The sequence below is a fragment of the Enterococcus salsurae genome, from assembly GCF_054784955.1.
In genome coordinates, this window is record NZ_BAAHWY010000007.1 from 17,089 (window position 1) to 39,050 (window position 21,962).

Consider the following 21,962-nt stretch of genomic DNA (forward strand, 5'->3'; position numbering starts at 1 on the left):
TTTATAGTATAGTCAAAAAAAAGAGGACTGTCAACGGGAAATAGCAATTTTCTGAAAATTTTGGAATAACAGTTTGTTTCGCTCCTTTTTTTGTTAGCGGTTTAGAAGGATAGGTATACATAAAAAAAACCTTGATCCAACAAGTGTTTATGCTTGTTGGAAATCAAAGGTTTATCAATAATTATTCATTCGATTCCTTATAATAACGAATTGTATCTCTGATTTCTTGGATGCTGTACAGTAAATCATCATTGAACGTCTTATTCACATCCACATCTATTTTTTCATCAAATAATTGTTCATATTCCTCAATGGATAATTTTTGACGGGCATCGAGCAATGCTTCGTGGCCTTGTTTATTCAATTGTTGTTGATAACCTTTGACCAAGCGGCCGCTAAAAAATTCAGCGACGGCACCAGAGCCATAACTGAAAAGACCGATCCGATCATTTTCATTGAGGATCGTTGCGTTTTCGATCAATGAAATCAAGCCCAGATATAAAGAGCCGGTATAGAGATTGCCAACGCGACGGCTATATGTGATTGATTCCTCGTAGCGAGCCAACAACCGGTCTTGTTGTGCTTGCTCCTCAGATTCGAAGCCAGCCAATAAGGCTTTTTTGCCCATTTTTGTGTATGGAATATGGAAACAGATTGCTGCATAATCAGCAGCTGTTCGTTTGTTTCTGCGGCAGTTTTCTTGCCAAACTTGTTTGAAGGAATTGATATAGACTTCATTTGACAGATGACCATCTACCATTGGATATTGGTGGCCGACTGGCCGCCAAAAATCATAAATATCTTGTGTCAGCATGACATTGTCATCCTCGAAGGTCAGGATCCGCGGATCCGCAGTGATCAAGAGCGCAACGGCGCCTGCACCTTGCGTTGGTTCACCGCCTGAGGCTAAGCCATATCGCGCAATGTCTGAAGCAACGACTAAAACTTTACTTTCTGGATTGGCCTGAATATGATTTTTTGCAAACTGTATACCCGCAGTTGCACCATAACAAGCTTCTTTGATTTCAAATGAACGGGCGAAAGGTTGGACACCTAACAATCGATGCAAGATGACAGCAGATGCTTTTGACTCATCAATGCCAGTTTCAGTCCCTACGACAACCATATCGATCGCAGCTAGATCTTCTGCAGTCAATAAAGGCTGTGCTGCATGCATCGCAAATGTAACGATATCTTGCGTCATTTTGCTGACAGCCATTTGGTCTTGCCCAATACCGATTGTGAATTTGTTTGGATCCACGTCTCTGGCATGAGCCAAATCAACCATATCTATATACTGAGGTGGAACAAAAAAATTAAGTTTATCTATACCAACGTTCATCTTGACGCTCCTTTATGTTCTTCGCGTTATTTTCTCACTCTCTTTAAGTTATCACATTTTGTGAAAAAATAAAAAAAGATTTGATTAGAATTTAAACTTTATTAAAGAATCGAAAAAAGCCGACAGGATGGCGGCTGAGGTATTCTTTTTTCGCGCATTTAATGATATATTGCAAGAGGAGGTGACGTACGTGGAAGAAGTTGTCATAATCGACGCAATTAGAACGCCAATTGGCAAATACCATGGGTCATTAAAAGAATATTCAGCAGTTGCTTTAGGTACTTTTGCTGCCAAAGCAATCCTAGCGCGTAACCAAGGAATGCAAGATCAAATTGATCAAGTAGTCATTGGCAATGTGTTGCAAGCTGGGAATGGACAAAATCCTGGCAGACAAGTCGCACTAAAAAGCGGTTTATCTGCGGAGATCCCGGCCTCAACGATCAATGAAGTATGTGGTTCAGGCATGAAGGCAATGTTGATGGGGATGGAACAAATTCAACTCAACAAAGCTTCGGTCGTTTTGACCGGCGGGATCGAAAGCATGACCAATGCGCCGTTATTTAGTTTCTATGATAAAGCAGAAAATCAGTATTCAAAACCGGTATCAACCATGATGCATGATGGGTTAACGGATGCCTTCAGCAGTCAACCGATGGGACTGACCGCTGAAAATGTAGCTCAGAGATACAGCGTCTCTCGTGAAGAACAAGATGCATATGCGTATGCTTCACAAATGAAAGCAGTTGCTGCCCAAAAAGCCAACAAATTTATCAAAGAAATCGTGCCTTTACCGAAGGAAGATGGGCTTGTTACGCAAGATGAAGGCATTCGGCCTGGAACGACCATCGATAAACTGGCTGAATTAAAAACCGTCTTCAAAGAAAATGGCACGGTGACTGCGGGCAACGCCTCAACAATCAATGATGGAGCGGCGATGGTGTTGTTGGCCTCTAAATCCTATTGTGAAGCCCATCAAATTCCTTATCTAGCGATCGTCAAAGGCATCGTAGAAGTGGGCTTTGATCCAGAGATCATGGGCATTTCACCAATCAAGGCAATCAGCAGATTATTAGAAGAACAGAAAGTCTCAATGCAAGACATTGCTATTTTTGAGATCAACGAAGCTTTTGCAGCCTCTTCGATCGTTGTTGAAAGAGAGCTTGGGTTAGATCCAAATAAAGTCAATCGCTACGGCGGGGGTATTTCGTTGGGGCATGCGATAGGGGCCACAGGTGCACGAATTGCGACAACATTGGCCTATCAATTGCAAGATACCCAACAAAAATGGGGTGTTGCATCTTTATGTGTCGGCGGTGGGCTTGGATTGGCGATGTTGTTAGAAAACCCAGCCGCAGATCGTCAGCCAGCACATGATTCGTCAAAAAAAAAAGCCAAGTTTTACACCTTAAGTCCTGAGCAGCGTCTTGAACAACTGGTTGATGACCAACGGATCACATCGGAAGAACAAGCGATTTTCAAGTCAATGGCATTAAGCACTGATCTTGCCAATAACTTGATCGAAAATCAAATCAGTGAAGTCGAAATCCCATTGGGCGTAGGCATAAATCTGAAAGTAGACGGGAAAACTTACACAGTGCCGTTGGCAACAGAGGAACCATCGGTGATTGCTGCGATGAGCAATGGTGCAAGGATGGCAGGCGAGATTGTCACTACGGCAGAAGAACGGTTATTGCGGGGACAAATCGTTTTGATGGATGTCCAGGATATTGCAAAGGTTGCCGCCCAAATCGAACAAGCCGAAGCAGCCATCTTCAAAACTGCGGAAGAAAGCTATCCATCGATCGTCAAACGAGGCGGCGGGCTGCGGCGAATAGTGCACCGGGCTTTTCTGGCTGCTGACTCAGGGTTAGATACCAATTATATCTCCCTTGATTTGCTGGTGGATGTCAAAGATGCCATGGGTGCCAACATCATCAATACGATTTTAGAAGGTGTGACGTCCAATCTACGCACTTGGTTTCCCGATGTGGAGATTTTGTTTAGTATTCTGACAAATTATGCGACCGAATCATTGGTAACAGCGACGTGTGTCGTGCCATTTTCTGTTTTGTCTAAAATAGGCGATGGCGCCGCGATTGCAACGAAAATTTGTCATGCTTCAGACTTCGCCCAACTGGATCCTTACCGAGCTGCGACCCACAACAAAGGAATCATGAATGGGGTAGAGGCGCTGATTTTGGCTACTGGAAATGACACAAGAGCTGTATCTGCTGCTTGTCATACCTATGCAGCAAGAAGCGGGCAAACCCGTGGACTGGCCACTTGGCATATCGAAGACGGGCAGCTGGTAGGAGAAATCACTTTGCCATTGGCTATTGCAACAGTTGGGGGAGCGACCCGCATTTTGCCTAAAGCAACTGCTGCCTTGGCTTTGAGTGGCGTGAAGTCAGCTGCTGAACTCGCATCAGTAGCAGCAGCCATTGGCTTGGCGCAAAATTTGGCTGCCTTGCGGGCACTTGTCGCTGAAGGAATCCAACAAGGGCATATGCGTATGCAAGCAAGAGCCTTAGCAATCGCTGTAGGGGCTGCTGGGACAGAGATCGATACTGTGGCGCAGGCCTTGGCAGGAGAAAAGATGGATCAAGCCAAAGCATTGTCGCTTCTTGAACAGCTGCGAGGACAATCAATCACATAAAAAATACCCGAACCAATTTTGGTTCGGGTGTTTTTGTATCGCGTGATTAACGTTGATCGAGTGAAGTAGCTGCGTATGCTTCAATCAAAGGAATCACATCTAATTTGATTTTATATTTGCGTTCCAAAGCAGGCAGGATCTCAAATTGACCTGGTGCGTCTTCGGAAATCGTGGCTAAAATTCGTTGTTCTTTAGGGGTTGCTTCCACAACGGTGGCTTCACCATTGGTTTTTTCCACACTGAATTTAGGAAAGGCAGCAATTTTTTCTGAAAAATCAGCAAATGTCAGGCCGGCGGATGCAGGTTGTTGCGGGTCTAACCCTTGACTTGCTGTGGAGGACGCATCAATGAATGGTTCAGTTGTTTTCGCTTCTGATGCGTGCTTTTCTTGTGTCGTGTCAGTGTCATCAGCAGGTTGCGCAGCAGCTGGCACCCAGTAAGCGGCAATTTCGTCAACTAAGTTATCACTAAAACGATCCAATAGACCAGCTTCTTGGCGTTGGATCCGTTTGACTACGATTTTGAAATTTTCATCTAAAGGTACAGCGATTTTTTGCTCTTTCGTGGTGTCTTTCAACAACTCAATCAATAATTCGTCTTGATTTTTTGGATTGATATAAACAGTTGTTGGCAAGTCATGATTGGCAGCCGTTTTGCTTTCGATAGCAGCAAATAGCTGCTGACGCGCCGTTTCATAAGAAGGGCGGAATTGTTGTTTCAATTTAGCTAATTGTTTCTTTTTCATAATCTTCTCCTCTCGATCACTATCGATTATAAGGAAAATTGATGCAAATGAACAGAGATTATCATGAAAAAATCAAAAAACTTTACTTTATCTGTGAAAAAACACCTCGTCAGTCAAGCTGATGAGGTGTTTTGCTGAAAGTGTCGGTATGCTGATATTTGGGCATCAACACCAATAAATCTGTTGTGCCTTGAGCCACCAACATCCCTTGCCAAACAAAGTAAGAAGGATTGGCACCCAATTGTTCTTGCAGCATGTGCTGATACTCCTTTTCAGTCCATTGCCGCGCAGGAAAATGCTGCAGCTTGTCTGGATAGATCAAGAAAACAAAATCTGGATGAAAGGCTTGTTTCACAGCTTGCGGTAATGTATCTAAATCGCGTCTCGCCATAAGTGCTCCTTCTCTTTCTTTTTAGAACCCTGTGGTATCTGGATTAGATGCTTTGCCGACAACGCCATCGAGTTGATCGATGGTCTGCAGATCTTCTGGAGATAGTTCAAAATCAAAAACAGCTAAGTTTTCTTCGATCCGACTAGGTGTGACTGATTTTGGTAAAGGCAAGAAACCGTGCTGCAAAGACCAGCGTAAAGCGATTTGGGCAATTGTTTTGTTATATTTTGCCGCTAGTTCTTTCATTTCCGGTACATCAAAAATTTTTCCAGTACCTAGTGGGCTGTAAGCTTCCAATAAAATATCATGCGCTTGGCAGTATTGGACAACCTCCGGCTGTAATTCACCTGGTGCTAAGAAAATTTGGTTGACCATTGGGAAAACAGTGGCGGTTTTTTTCAATTCTTCTAAATGGTGGGGCAAGAAATTGCTGACACCGATCGCTTTGATTTTGCCGGCTTCGTATAACTCTTCAAAAGCACGCCATGATTCAGCATTGGCTGTTTGCCAGTTTTCGCGAAAGGCAACTGGGTTTGGCCAATGGATCAAGAATAGATCAACATAGTCTGTTTGCAGTTTTTCCAACGATTCCGCAAAGGAAGACATCACCAAATCATAGGAATGATTGCCATTCCACAATTTGGTTGTCAAAAAAATCTCTTCTCGAGGAATGCCGCTTTCTTTGATGGCTTGACCAACGCTGGCTTCATTTTTGTAGCCTTGTGCGGTGTCAATATGACGATACCCCGCTGCAAGGGCTTTTTTGACAGAATCGACGGCTACCTCGCCATTAGGTGTCTGCCAAGTGCCAAATCCTAGTTCCGGAATAGTGACATTGTTTGATAATGTGTAATTGTTCATCTTTTCTCCTCCTATTTGTTGGTATCTTAAGTGTAGCAGAGGTATCGTCATTTTCCAACGGAAGCAACCTTGATTTCCAAGCAGCTCTTGATTTATTTTACAGATTTACTTGTCAGTGCCGCACTTTTTTTTGTACACTAGACAAATGGATAAGGAGCGATAACAATGGATATATACTTAAAGCATGCAATTTTACATATTGTCGATCGGCAAACAGGTGATCCGGTTTTTTCTCAAGTCGAGTTAGATTTGACCACTGAATACGTACGAGATTATTTGACCAAAAAAATTCAGAAATTAGCTAACCCGCAAACAAAGACAGGAAAATTGGTTGAAACATCAGCAATCGCTGAGTTGGTCAAATCAGCAGAAGCCAATTTCGCTGCTGCTAGTGAAGGAATCGTGCAACGCTGGTATGACGCATACAAAGAAAGCGAAGATGCGCCGAGTTGCGATGCATTCGTGGTGCTGTATGAATTAGATACCCAGATGCAAGTTGCATTTTTGAAAGTCAATTACCAAGATGGCTATACCCATTTTATCGACAATGGAGAAGCGGGGATCGAAAATACATTGATTCTTCATCGGGCAATTTTGGCAGGGAAAACCCAAAAAGCCGATGAGGGGATCACGATCGATGTCCATAACTTGACCTTTGAGTTGATTGAGAAAAAATATAGTTTTTCTGGGGAAAAGCAATTGTATTTTTCAACAAAAGTCATTGAAGCAGAACCCTTGCCGTCTTTAGAAGAAAATGTCAAAGTCATCAAAAAAGTTGCTGAAAAGATTGGTCAAAAATTTGAGACCCCGTCTTACCATGTCGTCGCTGATTTGAAAGAAGCAGTCTATGATACGATTGAAGAATCAGGCCATATCGATGTGCAAGAAATCGCTGAGAAAGTGTTTAAAGATAATATTACGGCCCAAATGAGCTTTAAGGAAGAAGTCACAGAAAAAGGATTTGTCGATCAAGCACCGATGTTAAGAGATGTCCGTGAGATTTCTGAGAAAAAGTTCGGCAAACAAAAATTGAAATTATCCAATGGAATTGAATTGATCGTACCGTTAGATGTATACCGTGATCCCAATTTGATTGAATTTATCAACAATCCAGATGGGACGATCTCGGTCACCATCAAAAATGTCGAAGAAGTGATTAACCGTATGTAAAAAAAACTGCGTTTAGGCCATTCAATAGATGATCTAAACGCAGTTTTTGTCTTACTCTGTGATGTTCGTCAAGGCTTTTTGCGGTACTTCCTCAGCTGTCACTTCTTCCCAGCGCATAACACCTTTATTGGGATTAACGATCAGTTTTAAATAGGCGCCTTCTTTCAAAGAGGTGGACCGATACTCCGCCATCTCAACGACTTTCTTTTCACCATCATCATTATAAGCCGTTTGTTCATAGCGATAGATGTCATTGACAACACCGTCATCAGAGATATCCGTATCGTGCTCTCCACTTGATATGATCTGCGTATAGTAGGCGGTGCCGCCATAATAATAGTGGTACGTGAATAGAGAGCCGCCAATGAAGATGGCAACGACCAATATGCTGGCTAATATTTTTTTCAACGAAATTCACCTCATTATTTATTATTCATTAGGAGGATCAATACGTCCAATCTTTAAGAAAAACAAAAGAAAAACTTAGGGTTTAGCCTGTGATGCGTCTTTCTTGACTTTGACTAATTTTGACCTATAATAGAGATAGCTTCAAACTTACAAAAGATAAGTAAACGGCTTTTGATGAAGCACAATCATTTGAATCGAGTCAATGGGACTCATTTCTCTAGGAGGGGAAATTATGGCAAAACAACATTATGATCGGTCCAAACCACATGTTAATATCGGCACGATTGGCCACGTCGATCACGGAAAAACGACATTGACAGCTGCAATCACTACGGTGCTGGGGAACAAAGGACTTGCCAATCCGCAAGATTATGCAAGTATCGATGCGGCCCCAGAGGAACGAGAACGTGGCATTACGATTAACACGGCGCACGTAGAGTATGAAACGGAAAAACGGCACTATGCCCATATCGATGCGCCAGGACATGCGGATTATGTCAAAAATATGATCACGGGTGCTGCGCAAATGGACGGTGCAATCTTGGTAGTCTCCGCGACAGACGGGCCTATGCCGCAAACGAGAGAACATATTTTGTTGTCACGACAAGTGGGTGTCAAACATTTGATCGTTTTCTTAAATAAAATCGACTTGGTCGATGACGACGAATTGATTGATCTTGTGGAAATGGAAGTTCGAGAATTACTGAATGAATATGATTTTCCAGGTGACGATATACCAGTGATCAAAGGCTCGGCTTTAAAGGCGCTGCAAGGAGATGCCGAAGCAGAACAAGCGATTCTTACGTTGATGGATACAGTTGATGACTATATTCCAACACCTGAACGGGATACAGACAAACCGTTGCTTTTACCAATCGAAGATGTCTTTTCGATTACCGGTCGTGGGACCGTGGCTTCTGGACGTATTGATCGAGGTATGGTCAAAGTTGGCGATGAAGTTGAAATCGTTGGGATTAAACCAGAAACCCATAAAGCAATTGTGACTGGTGTGGAAATGTTCCGTAAAACAATGGATTTTGGAGAAGCTGGGGACAATGTAGGTGTATTGTTGCGGGGGATCACGCGGGATGAGATCGAACGAGGACAAGTCTTGGCAAAACCAGGATCGATCACGCCTCATACGACATTCCAAGCAGAAGTCTATGTATTGACGAAAGAAGAAGGTGGCCGTCATACGCCGTTCTTCAATAATTACCGCCCACAATTTTATTTCCGTACGACTGATGTGACTGGCAATATTACGTTGCCTGAAGGAACAGAAATGGTGATGCCGGGAGATAACGTGACGATCGATGTGGCATTGATCCATCCGATTGCTGTTGAAAACGGCACGACCTTTTCGATTCGCGAAGGTGGCCGAACAGTCGGTTCTGGTATCGTAACTGCGATCGAAAAATAAGTTTTTTTATCAGTGTTTCCGGAATTTCGGGAGCACTGTTTTTGATTGCAGCAGTTTTCTCAAACGAATATAGACAAACACTGTCTTGTTTTTTTCTAAATAATCTTGTGATTTTATTAAGTATTTTTGGCAGATTAAAAAGTGCTAGTCACTTATAAAAATTCATAGTACGATAGATGCTGAATCACAAAAAGATAGGATGTATTTGATGAAAAAAATTCGACGTTTCCTTAAAGTGATGCTGGCAGGGATCTTACTTTTAGTGGTATGTGCTGCCTTGTTTTGGGGCTATCGCAACTACACAGCATTAAAGCAGGTCTATACGTATGAAGCACTGATTACACAAGAAGCAGCTGACAATGACATATCTGAATACAGTTCTTTGGCATTGGCGATCATGTTGACTGAATCAAAAGGACAAGGCGATGATCCCATGCAAAGCTCGGAGAGTGTGTATGGGCAGCAAAATCAATTTGATTCACCTGAAGAAAGTATTGCGCAAGGTGTTGCCTACTTGGCAGAGTTGATAGATAAAGCAGAGCAGCAAGGCTGTGATTTGTGGACAGCTGTCCAAGCGTACAATTTTGGCACAGATTATATCGATTATGTTGCTGAAAATGGTGGTCAAAATACATTGCAGTTAGCTGAGTCCTATTCGAAAGAAGTGTTGTCGCCGCTGTTAGGCAACGATGACCAAGAAATGTATCGCTACTGGGGGATTCAGTCTTTCTTTTATAATGGCGGTTATTTGTACCATAATGGCGGGAATTTATTTTATGCCGATCTAGTCAAGATGAATCAATGGAAAGTCACAGCAACTGCGCGTTTCTTTGATTGAGTAGACTGAATGAAAATAAAGTGAAAATACTTGAAATTTAAACTGGATATGGTACACTCATTATGAGTGATTCCGTCTAATTATTTATCGCACTAATGTCAATTGGTGCGATTTTTTACCTAGTGATATATGGATGCTTACCAATTTGGAGGTGAGTGGATGGCAAGAATTCCTCAAACTGTGATCGATGATATTCGTGAACGCAGCAACATCGTTGATGTCGTTGGTCAGTATGTACAATTAAAAAAATCAGGCAAAAACTACTTCGGCTTGTGTCCTTTTCATAATGAAAAATCGCCTTCGTTTTCTGTTGCAGAAGACAAACAGATTTTTCATTGTTTTGGTTGCGGACGTGGTGGGAATATCTTTGGTTTTTTGCAAGAATTAGAAGGGATCAGTTTTCCGGAAGCAGTCGTGAAGACGGCTGCCCTCAATGATATCCCTCTGGACCCATCTTATGTACAAGCAGAAGTGGTGGATGGCAACAGCTCGCAAACAAGCCAATTGATTGCTTTGCACGAGAAAGCTGTTGAAGTCTATCATCACATGCTCGTCAACACAGCTGCAGGCCAAGAAGCGTTGGATTATTTGTTAAATCGAGGCTTGACGATGGAGCTGATCGACACCTTTGAGATCGGTTTTGCACCAAATGAGCGGGCTTTTCTAGAAAAAGTCTTTTTAAACGAAAAAGCCAATGCTGAATTTTTTCCTGATACTGGATTGTTCGTCCAGCGAAATGATGGTTCGCTAGCGGATCGTTTTTATCAAAGGATCATGTTTCCGATTCGCAACCCGCAAGGAAAGACCATTGGTTTTTCCGGGCGGTGGTTAGCCAGCGAAGCGGTAGGAGAGCAAGATCAACCCAAGTATTTGAATAGTCCGGAAACGCCGCTTTTCAATAAGCGAGAGGTTTTATTCAACTTTGATAAGGCGCGACGCGTGATGAGAAAAGACGGGCAAGTCTTTCTATTTGAAGGATTCATGGACGTGATCGCCGCATGGCAGGCAGGGATCGAAAATGGGATTGCTTCAATGGGTACCAGCTTGACAAATCAGCAGATCGCAGCGATCGAACGGGCAGCTGAAGAAGTTGTCTTGTGTTACGACGGAGATCAAGCAGGTATCGAAGCCACCAACCGAGGCATTGACCTGTTGCAAAGCAATAGCCGTTTGCGGATGTCGATCGTTCGTGTACCGGAGCGATTAGATCCTGATGAGTATCTGAGAAAATACGGTCCTGAAGCATTCTTTAAATTGGCGAACCATGGCAAGGAAACGGTTTTTGCCTTTAAAATGGATTATCATCGGATCAACCGGAATTTAGCGAATGAAAAAGAACAATTGGACTATGTACAGGTCGTGCTGCAAGAGTTGCAGAAAGTCGATTCATTATTAGAACAAGATCGGTACTTGACGCAATTGTCGACAGAATTTCATATTAGTCGTGAAACGCTGCAGCAACAATTGCGGCAATCCCGCAAATCACAGCCGGTCCAACAAGTCCAACCGCCGCCTACGGATACAATGGTCTTTCAACCACCCGTACGGCAACAAGTCAAAACACAAGTGGAAAAAGCACAAGAATTGCTGCTTTATCGTTTGTTTCACGATGAAACCTTGAACCACCGGTTTCGCAGGACGGGTATTTCCTTTATCCATGATCGATACCAACAATTGTATCTATTATATGATGCATTTATGGAAACAGAAGAACAATTTGTCTTGGCAAAGTTCTTAGATTTTTTACAAGAAACAACAATGAAAAACATGGTGATCGAGATTGCCGATATGAAAGTTTCTGATGAAGGCACTGAACAGGAATTTCAGGACATTCTGCAGGTCTTCCAAAAATCGGGTATTGCTGAAGAAATCAACCAAAAAAGAATCCAGCAGCAAGAGGCCCGGCAAAAAGGAAACCAGCAATTGGAACTTGAACTTGCAATTGAGATCATCGAATTGACCAAACGATTGAAACAAGCTAAATAGCGAACTGAAAGGGGCTTTCTTTCATGGCAGAAGAAACAAAAAAAACGTACGACAAAGCAGTTGCCGATTACATCCGAGAAAACAAAACCAAAGGACAAGTGGTATATGACGATATTTCTAATCGTTTGGCGACACCTTATACCTTAGATGCCGAGTCAATGGACAAATTGATCCAAAAGCTAGAAGATTCTGGTATCAGTGTGGTTGATGAAAATGGCGAACCGTCTGTTCATAGCTTAAAGAGCAATGAAAAAAGACAAGATACCCAACCTCAAGAAGATTTATCTGCGCCAACAGGTGTCAAAATCAATGATCCAGTCCGGATGTACCTGAAAGAAATTGGCCGTGTGCCGTTACTGACTGCGGAAGAGGAAGTTGCTTTAGCGCTTAAAATCGAAGAAGGCGACCAAGAAGCCAAACAACGCTTAGCAGAAGCGAACTTGCGTTTGGTTGTCAGTATTGCCAAACGTTATGTTGGTCGGGGCATGCAATTTCTAGATTTGATCCAAGAAGGCAATATGGGCTTGATGAAAGCTGTAGAAAAATTTGATTACCGCAAAGGATTCAAATTTTCGACCTATGCCACTTGGTGGATCCGTCAAGCAATCACTCGCGCGATCGCTGACCAAGCGCGGACGATTCGTATTCCAGTTCATATGGTAGAAACCATCAATAAATTGATTCGGATCCAACGTCAATTGCTGCAAGATCTAGGCAGAGAACCTACACCAGAAGAAATTGGTGCTGAAATGGATCTTCCAACTGAAAAAGTCCGGGAAATCCTTAAAATCGCACAAGAGCCGGTTTCACTGGAAACACCGATCGGTGAAGAAGATGATTCACATCTAGGCGATTTTATTGAAGACCAAGATGCGACAAGTCCAGCTGAACATGCGGCTTATGAATTGTTGAAAGAACAATTAGAAGACGTTCTTGACACCTTGACTGACCGTGAAGAAAACGTACTGCGTTTACGTTTCGGGATCGATGATGGCCGTACACGGACATTGGAAGAAGTAGGTAAAGTCTTTGGGGTAACTAGAGAGCGGATCCGACAAATCGAAGCAAAAGCGTTGCGGAAATTACGCCACCCTTCTCGTTCAAAACAATTGAAAGATTTCTTGGAATAATCCAAGAATGATCGGGCTTTTCAAAGCGATGCTTTGGAAAGTCCGATTTTATTTGTTATAAAAAAACCGATCATTTGTAAGATAACTTAATAAAAACGTAACTAAGCAAGTGTTGGCTAATGGACCAGAATATGATAAATTTAAATTTGTGAATTCAATTTTTCGTCTTATTCAGATGTAAAAAGGAGCAAATGCAGCCATATGGAAAAGATATGTCCTAATTGTGGATTTAAAGCAAGTGAAATAACCCCAGTTTGTCCTAATTGTGGTTTTAAATGGGCAGAAAAAGAAGATCCGTCCACTGGTGCACCCATCGGGGATGAGCAACTTGGTCGTGAAAATGATGATATTCGCTGGTCAGATTATAAACACGTGTCGATCGGTGAAATGGAAGAACACTTTGGTGAAGCGCACCGTGACCCAGAAGAAAAAAATAAAACGACCTCCCGTGTGACTGGTTTTCAGCCAAAAGATGAAGCTGTCGATGAAGACCCTGAGGACACGTCGGTATTTTCCCATAAACAAACAGCAGACCCAGTGACGAGCGAAACAACTGACGAGCAAACAGCAGAGATGTTGGCCGCGCATGATGCCGAAATTTTGTCTGCTTATATCCGTCGTCACAAAGGGGAATTGGACGAATCGGCGGAAGCAGAGGATGCGGATCAAGTTGCGCCCGCTAATACGAAGGATACAACCGCACAACAGCTTACGCCCCCTGATGCCGAAGCAGAAATAGAGAAACAAAACGAAGCAAAAGTGCAAGATCCAACTAGTCCGATTGCGGAAACCCAGAGAATAGATACAGAGGAAACAGTTCCTCAGCAATCAGTTCCTGCAGTAGAAGCAACGAATGACAGCAACTCGGCGAAAGGATCACCAGCCCCAAAGAAAAAATCAAAGAGAATCGTTTATCTAGCCGCTGCTGTTTGTTTGATCGCTGCTGGCGGTGGCTGGCTGTATTATCAGCAACAACAAACCGCAGCCCAAGAAGCCCAAGAAGCCCAAGAAGCTAAAGCGGCACAAGATACAGCTGAGTTGGATCAAATTGAGTCAGCTCTGAACGATATGTATACAAGCCAAGCACACGTTTACTTGAACAGCGATGTGACGGCAGATTCTGTGGAAGCATTGCAGGAACAATTAGACGCGTTCAAGGAAAGTGATCGTTACCAAGATTTGTCGGCAGAAGCTGCGGCACTCTCAGATAAAATAGCTGCATTGGATGAGATCAATGCTTACTTTACAGACCCAGCAGTTGTCGAGGACCAATTGAATCAAGTGTCACTCAAAGAAGCTACAGCTGTTTCAATGAGCAAGAGAGCAGAAAATGATGATTTTGATACATTGATCAATCAAGCAATCACCATGGGACAATCTCAGTACCAAGAAATACAAGAAGTTCAAAATGCTGTCAAAAGCATGACTGCATTGATCAAAGACGGTGAGGTACCAGACAGTGTGACCCGATCGAACTACAATGATTTGGTGAAGAAAGTCCAAGCACTGCCAATCGATTCAGAGGTAACGGCTTTGACTGAAGCGCTCAAGACAGTCGATACCAGTTTGACCAAAAGAGAAACTGCCGAGAAGGCCGCTGCAGAAAAAGCTGCTGCTGAACAAGCCGCTGCCACTGAAGCTGCCCAAAGTGCAAGCAACAGCACTGCGCAAAGTTCTTCTGAAGAAGACTATATTTTATCGCCGAACACACCAACAAATACCAATAACCAGCCGATCATTCCTGCACGCCAAAGTGATTTGGCAGACACCAACAATAGTGCATGGAACTGGGGAGATGGCGTGAAGGAAAAAATCATTGCAACAGCCATCGCCCGAGGCTATGTCGTTGAAGGCGGGTATACGTTTGAGCGCGTGCGCATCGTTGATGGCGAAGGGTATTATAATTTCTATGCTACCAACGCCCAAGGCAGTTTATTAAAAGGAACAGGCGACGCTGCATTGCCAATGTACTTGTTTACCGTGAATGCCAAAACAGGGTACTTTAGAGGCAATGGGAACGACCATACCGTTCGCTAACGCCTAATGATCGGCAACAGACAATCTAGAGCTACCATAGAGATGTGAAAAACACTTGTTTCTCCTCCTTGATTTCGATATGATGGAAGATAATCGTTCGAACAAGGAGGTTTTTGTGTGCAGAAAATAGAAAGGTATGATCGTTTTGAAGACGGCGTGATCGCGTGTATTCCAACTATTCTAGGCTATTTAGGTATTGGATTTGCGATGGGTGTCGTAGGAAAAGGCATTGGGTTATCGGTTACAGAAATTATTATCATGTCCATTATTGTTTATGCTGGCAGCGCGCAGTTTATTATTTGTGCTCTTCTGGCCATCCATGCCCCGATGACCACGATCGTGGCAACTGTCTTTTTGGTCAATTTGCGCCATTTCTTGATGAGTCTATCGGTTGCCCCTTATTTTAAGCAAACACCCTTTTTGTCAGCAATCGGGATCGGCTCATTATTGACAGACGAATCTTATGGTGTGTTGACGACTGCGCTGCAACAAAATAAACCAGTGACAGCCAAATGGACCCATGGGCTGAATGTCATGGCATATTTGAGTTGGATCGTGGCAACTTTCCTAGGAGGATTGCTGGGTTCATTTATTCCAGATCCAGAATTACTAGGGTTGGACTTCGCCCTCGTGGCTATGTTTATCGGTTTATTTTTATTTCAAGTCGAGCGGCCGCTGAAGAAAAAAACAAAACAAACCCTCATGATCCTGGCGACCGTCATAGGGACACTTATGGTCTGTATGGCTTGGACTACGGCCGAGGTAGCAGTGATCATTGCCACACTTGCCGGTTGTTTGGTTGGGACGGTGACACATCATGGGTGAATTTGTTATACTGATGATAGCTTGCGGCATCGTCACTTGGATACCTAGGGTAGTGCCGTTTATGTTTTCTAAAAAAATGGCGTTTCCTGAAACTTTTACGGTATTTTTGAGCTACTTGCCTTTGTGTATTTTGGCCGCGCTGCTTGTGCAGAATCTATTGGTTTTTCGAGAAGGACAATTGCCGTTGTTGAAAATCAAAGAAACGATTGCTTGTTTGCCAGCACTTGTCGTTGGCTATTATACGAAAGATCTGATGAAAATCGTTGTGACAGGCATCGTGACCATGGCATTGATTCGGTTGGTCTTTCCTTGACCAACGTTGTATTTAATTGAAGGAGGAACACATGATAGATTTATTAGCGTCCGTTTTTAGCGGACTGATCATCGATGAAAATGATCAAAATTATTTTGTTCAAAAAAGCGGTGTGACATTTCGCTTAGCAAAAGAAGAAGGCGAACATCATTTAGGGGAAGCGGTGGAAGGCTTTGGTTATCAAAACCAAAAACAGGAAAATGTACTGACGACAATTATCCCGAAGAGCCGTAAAGGGCATTATGCTTTTGGCACAGTGACGGGCAGTCGTCGGGATTTAGGTGTTTTCGTTGATATCGGATTGAAAGACAAAGATATGGTGGTTTCTTTAGATGAATTGCCAACGATTCGGGAATTGTGGCCCAAAAAAGGCGATCGTTTGATGGTCAGCCTTCGAGTAGATGAGAAAGAACGGATCTGGGCAACAGTAGCAGACGAGAAAATCTTTAAAGCATTAAGCAAAAATGGCAATGAAGCCATGAAAAATCAAGATATCACTGGCACGGTCTATCGTTTGAAATTGGCGGGCAGTTATCTATTGACGGATGACTTTCATGTTGGCTTTGTGCATCCATCAGAACGGTATCAAGAGCCTCGCTTAGGGGAAGTGGTCAAAGGACGTGTGATTGGTGTGCGACCAGATGGTGTGCTGAATGTATCCTTGAAACCTCGGGCATATGAAGCTATATCAGATGATGCAGCCATGATTTTGACTTTCCTAGAACGAGCGGCAGATCATCAAATCCCATATACAGATAAATCGACACCAGAAGAAATCTTACAAACCTTTGGTATCAGTAAAGGTCAGTTTAAACGTGCGATAGGCAATCTCTTCAAACAACGTTTGATCGAACAAAAAGATGGGGTTACAAAGTTGATCAAAAAACCTAATTGAGAATGCTTGTATCTTTTTGCGTTCTAATTTATAATGATTACAATAAACATCGAGGTGGTTTCTGCCTAGATTGTAATAATTATAAATTAGTTTCGTGTGGAGGCAGCCATGAATACAACAGCAGCTTTAAAAAAGACCAAAAAACAATTGCATGAATCAGGATTTAAATTGACCCCGCAGCGTGAAGCGACACTGCAGGTTTTGTTAGAAAATGAGAAAGACCATTTATCCGCTGAAGAGATTTTCTTTTTTGTTCGGAAAAAAAATGCTGAGATTGGCTTAGCGACAGTCTATCGAACATTGGAAATTTTGACCGATTTGCGGATTGTTGATAAAGTCAGTTTCAATGATGGCGTGGCACGCTATGATCTGCGTAAAGAAGGCGCCAAACATTTTCATCACCACTTGCTGTGCTTAGAGTGCGGCAATATTGAAGAGGTCGAAGAAGATCTTTTAGGCAGTGTAGAAGAAATCGTTGAACAGAAGTATCATTTTTTGGTCAAAGACCATCGTTTGACTTTTCATGGTGTCTGCCAAAATTGTCAGAACAAACAGTAATTCCCTTAGGGGCATCACGGCAGTTAGTGACCGGAACATAGGTGGATCTTTGCAGCATGATCATTTGCTGCAAGCACGATTCTCCCTGTGTTTCTGGTTTTTTTGTTTTTCACTTGGGATTGCCTCAATCACCTAGCATAACGGGCAAGAATTTGATATGATAAGAAAGTTGAACGAAGGGGTGCGAGATGGAAGAACAAATCACAGATTATCTGCATTATTTAACGATCGAACGCGGCTTATCTCAAAACACTCGCGTCAGCTATCAACGGGATCTTATGCAGTACGCTGCATTTTTGAAGACACAACAGGTGACTGATTGGCAGCAAGTGGATCGAGTCGTTGTCTTAACATTCTTACAAAGTTTGCAAGTTGCTGGAAAGTCATCCGCGACAATCATTCGCATGGTGTCGAGTTTAAGACGGTTTCATCAATACTTGCGACAAGAAAGGGTGACGGACCATGATCCGATGCAGCATATTGATTCACCAAAAAAACAACAAAAATTACCAGATACATTAAGTTTGAACGAAGTAGAACGTTTGATCGAATCGCCAGATACACGGGAAGTTTTGGGCATTCGGGATCGTGCGATTTTGGAAGTCATGTATGCCACCGGCTTGCGGGTCAGTGAATTGATTGGATTGAAATTGAATGATCTGCACCTCAGTATGGGCTTGTTGCAAACAACTGGTAAAGGCGATAAAGAACGGATCGTGCCATTGGGAGATTTGGCGATCCAATGGATCGAAACCTATTTGAGCGAAGCTAGGCCTTACTTGACTCGGAAAAATACCGATGAGCCGCACTTGTTTGTCAATAATCACGGCCGTCACTTGTCACGGCAAGGTATTTGGAAAAATCTCAAAAGTCTTGTTCGTCAAGCCGGGATCAACAAAAATGTCACACCACACACGTTGCGGCATAGTTTTGCCACCCACTTGTTGGAAAATGGGGCCGATCTGCGGACAGTTCAAGAATTATTGGGCCATGCAGATATTTCAACGACCCAAATTTATACCCATATCACAAAGAAACGAATGACAGAAGTTTACAAACAGCATTTTCCCCGTGCATAGAAAAAGAGGACAAAGATGGAAGAAATCAATATTAAGTTGGCTGTCTTTGAAGGACCGCTGGATTTGCTGCTGCACTTGATCAAACAATTAGAGATCGATGTCTATGATATTCCCATTGCAGCGATCACCGAACAGTATATGGCTTATATCCATACCATGAAATTTTTGGCGTTAGAAGTGGCAGGCGAGTATTTAGTCATGGCCGCTACTTTGATGGCAATCAAAAGTCAAATGCTGTTGCCGAAGCAAGAACTAGCTGTTGAGATCGAAGAATATGAAGAAGATCCCCGCGATGTTCTGGTGGCCCAATTATTGGAGTATCGAAAGTATAAATATGCTGCGGAACAACTGTCAGAAAAAGCAGAAGAGCGCAGTCTGTATTATACAAAGGACCCAATGGATGTCGATGCATACAAAGCACAAGACGACCATTTGACAGCCAATCAATTCAATACGATCGATTTGTTCATGGCTTTTCAAAAAATGATCGCCAAAAAGAAAAACCGGCAAGTATTGGAAACAAAGATCACGCCGGATGAAAATACGATTGATGAGAAAATGGCTGCAATCCAAATGGAAATGCAGCATATTAGTGCCAAAAAAGGCCGTCCGTTTGATTCATTTTTTGATTCCTACATCAAAAGTGAAGTCGTTGTGACCTTTATGGCATTGTTGGAATTAATGAAAAAAGGAACGATACGTGTAGAACAAGACGACAATTTTTCGTCGATCATGCTCTACCCAACAGGTACAGTGAATGAATAAATTAAGTGAGATCGAAGCCATATTATTTGTTGTTGGGGACGAAGGCATCGGACTTGAAGAGCTAAGCTATCTCGTCAAGGACAATACGGCCAATGTCTATCAACAACTGCAAGAATTGAATCAACGATATGAAGAAAATGAGCTGACAGCACTGCATATTTTAGAAGTCGGCAATCATTTTATCCTATCTACCAAAAAGGTGTTTGCCCCATTACTCAAAAAATATGCGGAATCGCCAATAGGCAGTTCGCTGTCGCAAGCAGCGCTGGAAACACTGTCGATCATTGCCTATAAGCAGCCGATTACGCGAATGGAAGTCGAAGAGATTCGCGGGGTCCAATCCAGCGGTTCTGTGCAAAAATTGACTGCCAAACGTTTGATTGAAGAAAAAGGCCGTGTCGATGGTCCAGGACGTGCGATTTTATATGGGACCACCGATTATTTTATGGATTATTTTGGTTTGAAAAGTTTGGCCGAGTTGCCAGATATCCAATCAATGGAAGATGAACTAGAAGAAGATGCGCCTTTTGATCTTTTTTATGACCGCTACAAGCAAGTAGAAGGAGAATGATGATGGAACGTTTGCAAAAAGTGATTGCACATGCAGGAATCACCTCGAGAAGAAAAGCAGAAGAATTGATCACCGCCGGCCGTGTTCGGGTCAATGGTCAGGTAGTCAAAGAATTAGGGGTGCAAGTCAGCAGCAAAGATACTGTAGAAGTTGACGGTGTACCAATTGAACAAGAACAACATGTATATTATGTCTTTTACAAACCGCGGGGAGTCATTTCCGCTGTCAGTGATGATAAAAAACGAAAAGTGGTCCTAGATTATTTTGAAGGTGTGACTGCCCGTATTTATCCAGTAGGGCGTTTGGATTATGATACGTCTGGTCTACTATTGTTGACCAATGATGGTGAATTGTCCCAGACATTGATGCACCCCAAACATGAAGTGGATAAAGTCTATGTGGCTAAAGTGAAAGGCGTTGCAGATAAAAAACAATTGCTGCCGTTAACAAAAGGTATCCGTATCGAAGGGCGCAAAACGGCGCCAGCACGCTTTGATATTCTCTCGACAGATATGACTGCACAAACCAGCATTGTGCAATTGACGATCCATGAAGGGCGCAATCATCAAGTCAAGAATATGTTGAAAGCTGTTGGATTGCCAGTGCAAAAATTGAAACGTGAACTATATGGACCATTGACTTTAGAAGGTTTAAGACCTGGCGAGTTTCGTGAATTGTCAAAAAAAGAAGTGAGCCAGCTGAAAAATAGTATCAAATGACCTTTTTTTGGAAACAAAAGAATTTGTCAAATGATATTTTTTGTGTATAATGATTGGTGTAACATAAAATAAAGGTTCGTCTTCAGGGGCAGGGTGTAATTCCCGACCGGTGGTTAAAGTCCACGACCTATTTCCTAGAAATAGCTGAATCGGTGAAATTCCGATACCGACAGTATAGTCTGGATAAAGAAGATAGAGCGTATTTGATTTGCCTATGGTTATTTCGAATGCCCTCTTTTTTCCCTGTGGAAAAAAGAGGGCATTTTTTGTCAGGCGCCGACAAGAAATGCCAGTGGAAATTTAATAGGTTCGTTTGAAGAGGAATCCTGAACTTAGGAGGATTTTGTATTGATGAACAATAAGACAAGAAGAATGGTAACAATCGCTATGTGTGCGGCAATGGGGACGATATTGCAATTTATTGCTTTTCCGATCTTTCCAGCGTTTAGTTTTTTAAAAATCGATTTTAGTGACATCCCAGTGATGATCATTATGTTCCTTTTTGGTCCATTTAGTGGTGTTTTAACAGCGCTATTGCGCTCAGTTTTGCATTTGTTTTTATCTGGATTCTCACCAACTGATTTAGTAGGAGATACAGCCAGTTTCTTTGCTACTTGTGCCTTTACCTTACCGATGTATTATTTTTTCCGTAAAGGGATCCATCGTAGAAATAAAACAGTAGGTGTCATAAGCGGGATCCTGTCATTGGCTGTCTTTATGAGTATCGCTAATTTATTTGTGATCACCCCTTTATATTTGCACTTCTTTGGGATGAATGCGGATCAGTTCTTAGGGATGTCTTTGGCACGTTATGTTGCGATCGGTATTTTTCCTTTCAATATCATCAAAGGTGCGATCGTCAGCGGGGTCTTTTTGGTCCTTCATGCCAAGCTCTTGCCTTGGTTGGCTCGAAAACAGCCCAATCATGCAACTGTTCGAAAATAATATTGATCCAATGAAACAAAGCAACCCGCAAAATGTCGCTGACAGCGATGTTTTGCGGGTTTTTATGGCTTATTTTTCTAAAAGAATCGCCCGTGTGGGACATTTGCGGTAGGCGGTTTGGACTTTTGCTTGTTCAGCATCTATGATAAACTGTTGACGAGCGTTGGGTTCTTGGATAAATAAGACGATTCCGTCTTCATCATAATCAAAGGTGTTTGGTGCATAGAGGGCACATAGCCCGCAAGCAATACACCGTTCTGGGATGATTTTACAACGTTGTGACATCAGACTTTCCTTTCTGGAGGCAA

At 42.6% G+C, this 21,962-nt stretch carries 22 protein-coding genes and 1 riboswitch; of the genes, 16 read left to right on the plus strand and 6 right to left on the minus strand.

The window, feature by feature from the left end; genetic code table 11:
• Positions 1-181 precede the first annotated feature (181 nt).
• Complete coding sequence (locus ACYVRS_RS14465; protein WP_461203612.1) at positions 182-1,342, minus strand: hydroxymethylglutaryl-CoA synthase; 1,161 nt, start codon at positions 1,340-1,342, stop codon at positions 182-184.
• A gap of 190 nt (positions 1,343-1,532) precedes the next feature.
• On the opposite strand from ACYVRS_RS14465, the gene ACYVRS_RS14470 reads away from it, so the two are divergent.
• On the plus strand, positions 1,533-3,998 hold the full coding sequence (locus tag ACYVRS_RS14470; RefSeq protein WP_461203613.1) for a hydroxymethylglutaryl-CoA reductase, degradative: 2,466 nt from the start codon (positions 1,533-1,535) through the stop codon (positions 3,996-3,998).
• A 46-nt stretch (positions 3,999-4,044) separates the two neighbouring features.
• On the opposite strand, the gene ACYVRS_RS14475 is transcribed toward ACYVRS_RS14470, so the two are convergent.
• The 3 genes from ACYVRS_RS14475 to ACYVRS_RS14485 all read right to left on the minus strand — a co-directional run bounded on the left by ACYVRS_RS14475 (position 4,045) and on the right by ACYVRS_RS14485 (position 5,995).
• On the minus strand, positions 4,045-4,743 hold the full coding sequence (locus tag ACYVRS_RS14475) for a hypothetical protein (RefSeq protein ID WP_461203614.1): 699 nt from the start codon (positions 4,741-4,743) through the stop codon (positions 4,045-4,047).
• A gap of 109 nt (positions 4,744-4,852) precedes the next feature.
• Positions 4,853-5,134: a hypothetical protein gene (locus tag ACYVRS_RS14480; RefSeq protein WP_054116438.1), complete on the minus strand. Its 282-nt coding sequence runs from the start codon at positions 5,132-5,134 to the stop codon at positions 4,853-4,855.
• A 21-nt stretch (positions 5,135-5,155) separates the two neighbouring features.
• Positions 5,156-5,995: an aldo/keto reductase gene (locus ACYVRS_RS14485; RefSeq protein ID WP_054116439.1), complete on the minus strand. Its 840-nt coding sequence runs from the start codon at positions 5,993-5,995 to the stop codon at positions 5,156-5,158.
• A 165-nt stretch (positions 5,996-6,160) separates the two neighbouring features.
• Here ACYVRS_RS14485 and ACYVRS_RS14490 point away from each other — a divergent pair, with 165 nt between their 5' ends.
• On the plus strand, positions 6,161-7,165 hold the full coding sequence (locus ACYVRS_RS14490) for a nucleoid-associated protein (protein WP_461203615.1): 1,005 nt from the start codon (positions 6,161-6,163) through the stop codon (positions 7,163-7,165).
• Between the two features lie 51 nt (positions 7,166-7,216).
• Here ACYVRS_RS14490 and ACYVRS_RS14495 read toward each other — a convergent pair whose 3' ends face one another.
• The gene (locus ACYVRS_RS14495) at positions 7,217-7,573 is read right to left on the minus strand and encodes a YxeA family protein (RefSeq protein ID WP_461203616.1); all 357 of its coding nucleotides are present in this window, start codon (positions 7,571-7,573) and stop codon (positions 7,217-7,219) included.
• Positions 7,574-7,805: 232 nt separating this feature from the next.
• Here ACYVRS_RS14495 and tuf point away from each other — a divergent pair, with 232 nt between their 5' ends.
• The 14 genes from tuf (at position 7,806) to ACYVRS_RS14565 (ending at position 21,654) form a co-directional block, all read left to right on the plus strand.
• Positions 7,806-8,993, plus strand: coding sequence for an elongation factor Tu (tuf, locus tag ACYVRS_RS14500; RefSeq protein ID WP_461198267.1), 1,188 nt, complete (start codon positions 7,806-7,808; stop codon positions 8,991-8,993).
• Positions 8,994-9,201: 208 nt separating this feature from the next.
• Complete coding sequence (locus tag ACYVRS_RS14505; RefSeq protein WP_312498505.1) at positions 9,202-9,831, plus strand: lysozyme family protein; 630 nt, start codon at positions 9,202-9,204, stop codon at positions 9,829-9,831.
• A 159-nt stretch (positions 9,832-9,990) separates the two neighbouring features.
• Positions 9,991-11,817, plus strand: a complete 1,827-nt coding sequence (gene dnaG / locus ACYVRS_RS14510) for a DNA primase (RefSeq protein WP_313538224.1) — start codon at positions 9,991-9,993, stop codon at positions 11,815-11,817.
• A 23-nt stretch (positions 11,818-11,840) separates the two neighbouring features.
• On the plus strand, positions 11,841-12,947 hold the full coding sequence (rpoD, locus tag ACYVRS_RS14515; RefSeq protein WP_461203617.1) for an RNA polymerase sigma factor RpoD: 1,107 nt from the start codon (positions 11,841-11,843) through the stop codon (positions 12,945-12,947).
• A gap of 201 nt (positions 12,948-13,148) precedes the next feature.
• Complete coding sequence (locus ACYVRS_RS14520; RefSeq protein ID WP_461203618.1) at positions 13,149-14,984, plus strand: cell division site-positioning protein MapZ family protein; 1,836 nt, start codon at positions 13,149-13,151, stop codon at positions 14,982-14,984.
• 117 nt (positions 14,985-15,101) lie between these two features.
• A complete protein-coding gene (locus tag ACYVRS_RS14525) occupies positions 15,102-15,809 on the plus strand; it encodes an AzlC family ABC transporter permease (protein WP_461203619.1) in 708 nt (235 codons plus the stop codon).
• On the plus strand, positions 15,802-16,122 hold the full coding sequence (locus tag ACYVRS_RS14530) for an AzlD domain-containing protein (RefSeq protein ID WP_054116448.1): 321 nt from the start codon (positions 15,802-15,804) through the stop codon (positions 16,120-16,122). The genes ACYVRS_RS14525 and ACYVRS_RS14530 overlap by 8 nt, the downstream gene beginning before the upstream one ends.
• A gap of 31 nt (positions 16,123-16,153) precedes the next feature.
• Positions 16,154-17,017, plus strand: a complete 864-nt coding sequence (locus ACYVRS_RS14535; protein WP_313538219.1) for a CvfB family protein — start codon at positions 16,154-16,156, stop codon at positions 17,015-17,017.
• 108 nt (positions 17,018-17,125) lie between these two features.
• Positions 17,126-17,575: a ferric iron uptake transcriptional regulator gene (fur, locus tag ACYVRS_RS14540; RefSeq protein WP_054116450.1), complete on the plus strand. Its 450-nt coding sequence runs from the start codon at positions 17,126-17,128 to the stop codon at positions 17,573-17,575.
• Between the two features lie 188 nt (positions 17,576-17,763).
• Positions 17,764-18,654, plus strand: coding sequence for a site-specific tyrosine recombinase XerD (gene xerD, locus ACYVRS_RS14545; RefSeq protein WP_313538218.1), 891 nt, complete (start codon positions 17,764-17,766; stop codon positions 18,652-18,654).
• A 15-nt stretch (positions 18,655-18,669) separates the two neighbouring features.
• Positions 18,670-19,419: a segregation/condensation protein A gene (locus tag ACYVRS_RS14550; RefSeq protein ID WP_312498515.1), complete on the plus strand. Its 750-nt coding sequence runs from the start codon at positions 18,670-18,672 to the stop codon at positions 19,417-19,419.
• A complete protein-coding gene (gene scpB / locus ACYVRS_RS14555) occupies positions 19,412-19,990 on the plus strand; it encodes an SMC-Scp complex subunit ScpB (RefSeq protein ID WP_054116453.1) in 579 nt (192 codons plus the stop codon). The genes ACYVRS_RS14550 and scpB overlap by 8 nt, the downstream gene beginning before the upstream one ends.
• A gap of 2 nt (positions 19,991-19,992) precedes the next feature.
• Positions 19,993-20,709, plus strand: coding sequence for a pseudouridine synthase (locus ACYVRS_RS14560; protein WP_313538216.1), 717 nt, complete (start codon positions 19,993-19,995; stop codon positions 20,707-20,709).
• Between the two features lie 74 nt (positions 20,710-20,783).
• A riboswitch (FMN riboswitch) is annotated at positions 20,784-20,907 on the plus strand.
• A 153-nt stretch (positions 20,908-21,060) separates the two neighbouring features.
• Complete coding sequence (locus ACYVRS_RS14565; RefSeq protein ID WP_312498519.1) at positions 21,061-21,654, plus strand: ECF transporter S component; 594 nt, start codon at positions 21,061-21,063, stop codon at positions 21,652-21,654.
• A gap of 69 nt (positions 21,655-21,723) precedes the next feature.
• Here ACYVRS_RS14565 and ACYVRS_RS14570 read toward each other — a convergent pair whose 3' ends face one another.
• A complete protein-coding gene (locus tag ACYVRS_RS14570; protein ID WP_054116456.1) occupies positions 21,724-21,939 on the minus strand; it encodes a ferredoxin in 216 nt (71 codons plus the stop codon).
• Between the last annotated feature and the right edge of the window lie 23 nt (positions 21,940-21,962).

What these genes read in the sequence shown, in the direction of transcription:
- ACYVRS_RS14465 (WP_461203612.1), bottom strand. Translation starts at nt 1,342, where the DNA reads ATGAACGTTGGTATAGATAAACTTAATTTTTTTGTTCCACCTCAGTAT.
- ACYVRS_RS14475 (WP_461203614.1), bottom strand. Translation starts at nt 4,743, where the DNA reads ATGAAAAAGAAACAATTAGCTAAATTGAAACAACAATTCCGCCCTTCT.
- ACYVRS_RS14480 (WP_054116438.1), bottom strand. Translation starts at nt 5,134, where the DNA reads ATGGCGAGACGCGATTTAGATACATTACCGCAAGCTGTGAAACAAGCC.
- ACYVRS_RS14485 (WP_054116439.1), bottom strand. Translation starts at nt 5,995, where the DNA reads ATGAACAATTACACATTATCAAACAATGTCACTATTCCGGAACTAGGA.
- ACYVRS_RS14490 (WP_461203615.1), top strand. Translation starts at nt 6,161, where the DNA reads ATGGATATATACTTAAAGCATGCAATTTTACATATTGTCGATCGGCAA.
- tuf (WP_461198267.1), top strand. Translation starts at nt 7,806, where the DNA reads ATGGCAAAACAACATTATGATCGGTCCAAACCACATGTTAATATCGGC.
- ACYVRS_RS14505 (WP_312498505.1), top strand. Translation starts at nt 9,202, where the DNA reads ATGAAAAAAATTCGACGTTTCCTTAAAGTGATGCTGGCAGGGATCTTA.
- dnaG (WP_313538224.1), top strand. Translation starts at nt 9,991, where the DNA reads ATGGCAAGAATTCCTCAAACTGTGATCGATGATATTCGTGAACGCAGC.
- rpoD (WP_461203617.1), top strand. Translation starts at nt 11,841, where the DNA reads ATGGCAGAAGAAACAAAAAAAACGTACGACAAAGCAGTTGCCGATTAC.
- ACYVRS_RS14520 (WP_461203618.1), top strand. Translation starts at nt 13,149, where the DNA reads ATGGAAAAGATATGTCCTAATTGTGGATTTAAAGCAAGTGAAATAACC.
- ACYVRS_RS14530 (WP_054116448.1), top strand. Translation starts at nt 15,802, where the DNA reads ATGGGTGAATTTGTTATACTGATGATAGCTTGCGGCATCGTCACTTGG.
- ACYVRS_RS14535 (WP_313538219.1), top strand. Translation starts at nt 16,154, where the DNA reads ATGATAGATTTATTAGCGTCCGTTTTTAGCGGACTGATCATCGATGAA.
- fur (WP_054116450.1), top strand. Translation starts at nt 17,126, where the DNA reads ATGAATACAACAGCAGCTTTAAAAAAGACCAAAAAACAATTGCATGAA.
- xerD (WP_313538218.1), top strand. Translation starts at nt 17,764, where the DNA reads ATGGAAGAACAAATCACAGATTATCTGCATTATTTAACGATCGAACGC.
- ACYVRS_RS14550 (WP_312498515.1), top strand. Translation starts at nt 18,670, where the DNA reads ATGGAAGAAATCAATATTAAGTTGGCTGTCTTTGAAGGACCGCTGGAT.
- scpB (WP_054116453.1), top strand. Translation starts at nt 19,412, where the DNA reads ATGAATAAATTAAGTGAGATCGAAGCCATATTATTTGTTGTTGGGGAC.
- ACYVRS_RS14560 (WP_313538216.1), top strand. Translation starts at nt 19,993, where the DNA reads ATGGAACGTTTGCAAAAAGTGATTGCACATGCAGGAATCACCTCGAGA.
- ACYVRS_RS14565 (WP_312498519.1), top strand. Translation starts at nt 21,061, where the DNA reads ATGAACAATAAGACAAGAAGAATGGTAACAATCGCTATGTGTGCGGCA.
- ACYVRS_RS14570 (WP_054116456.1), bottom strand. Translation starts at nt 21,939, where the DNA reads ATGTCACAACGTTGTAAAATCATCCCAGAACGGTGTATTGCTTGCGGG.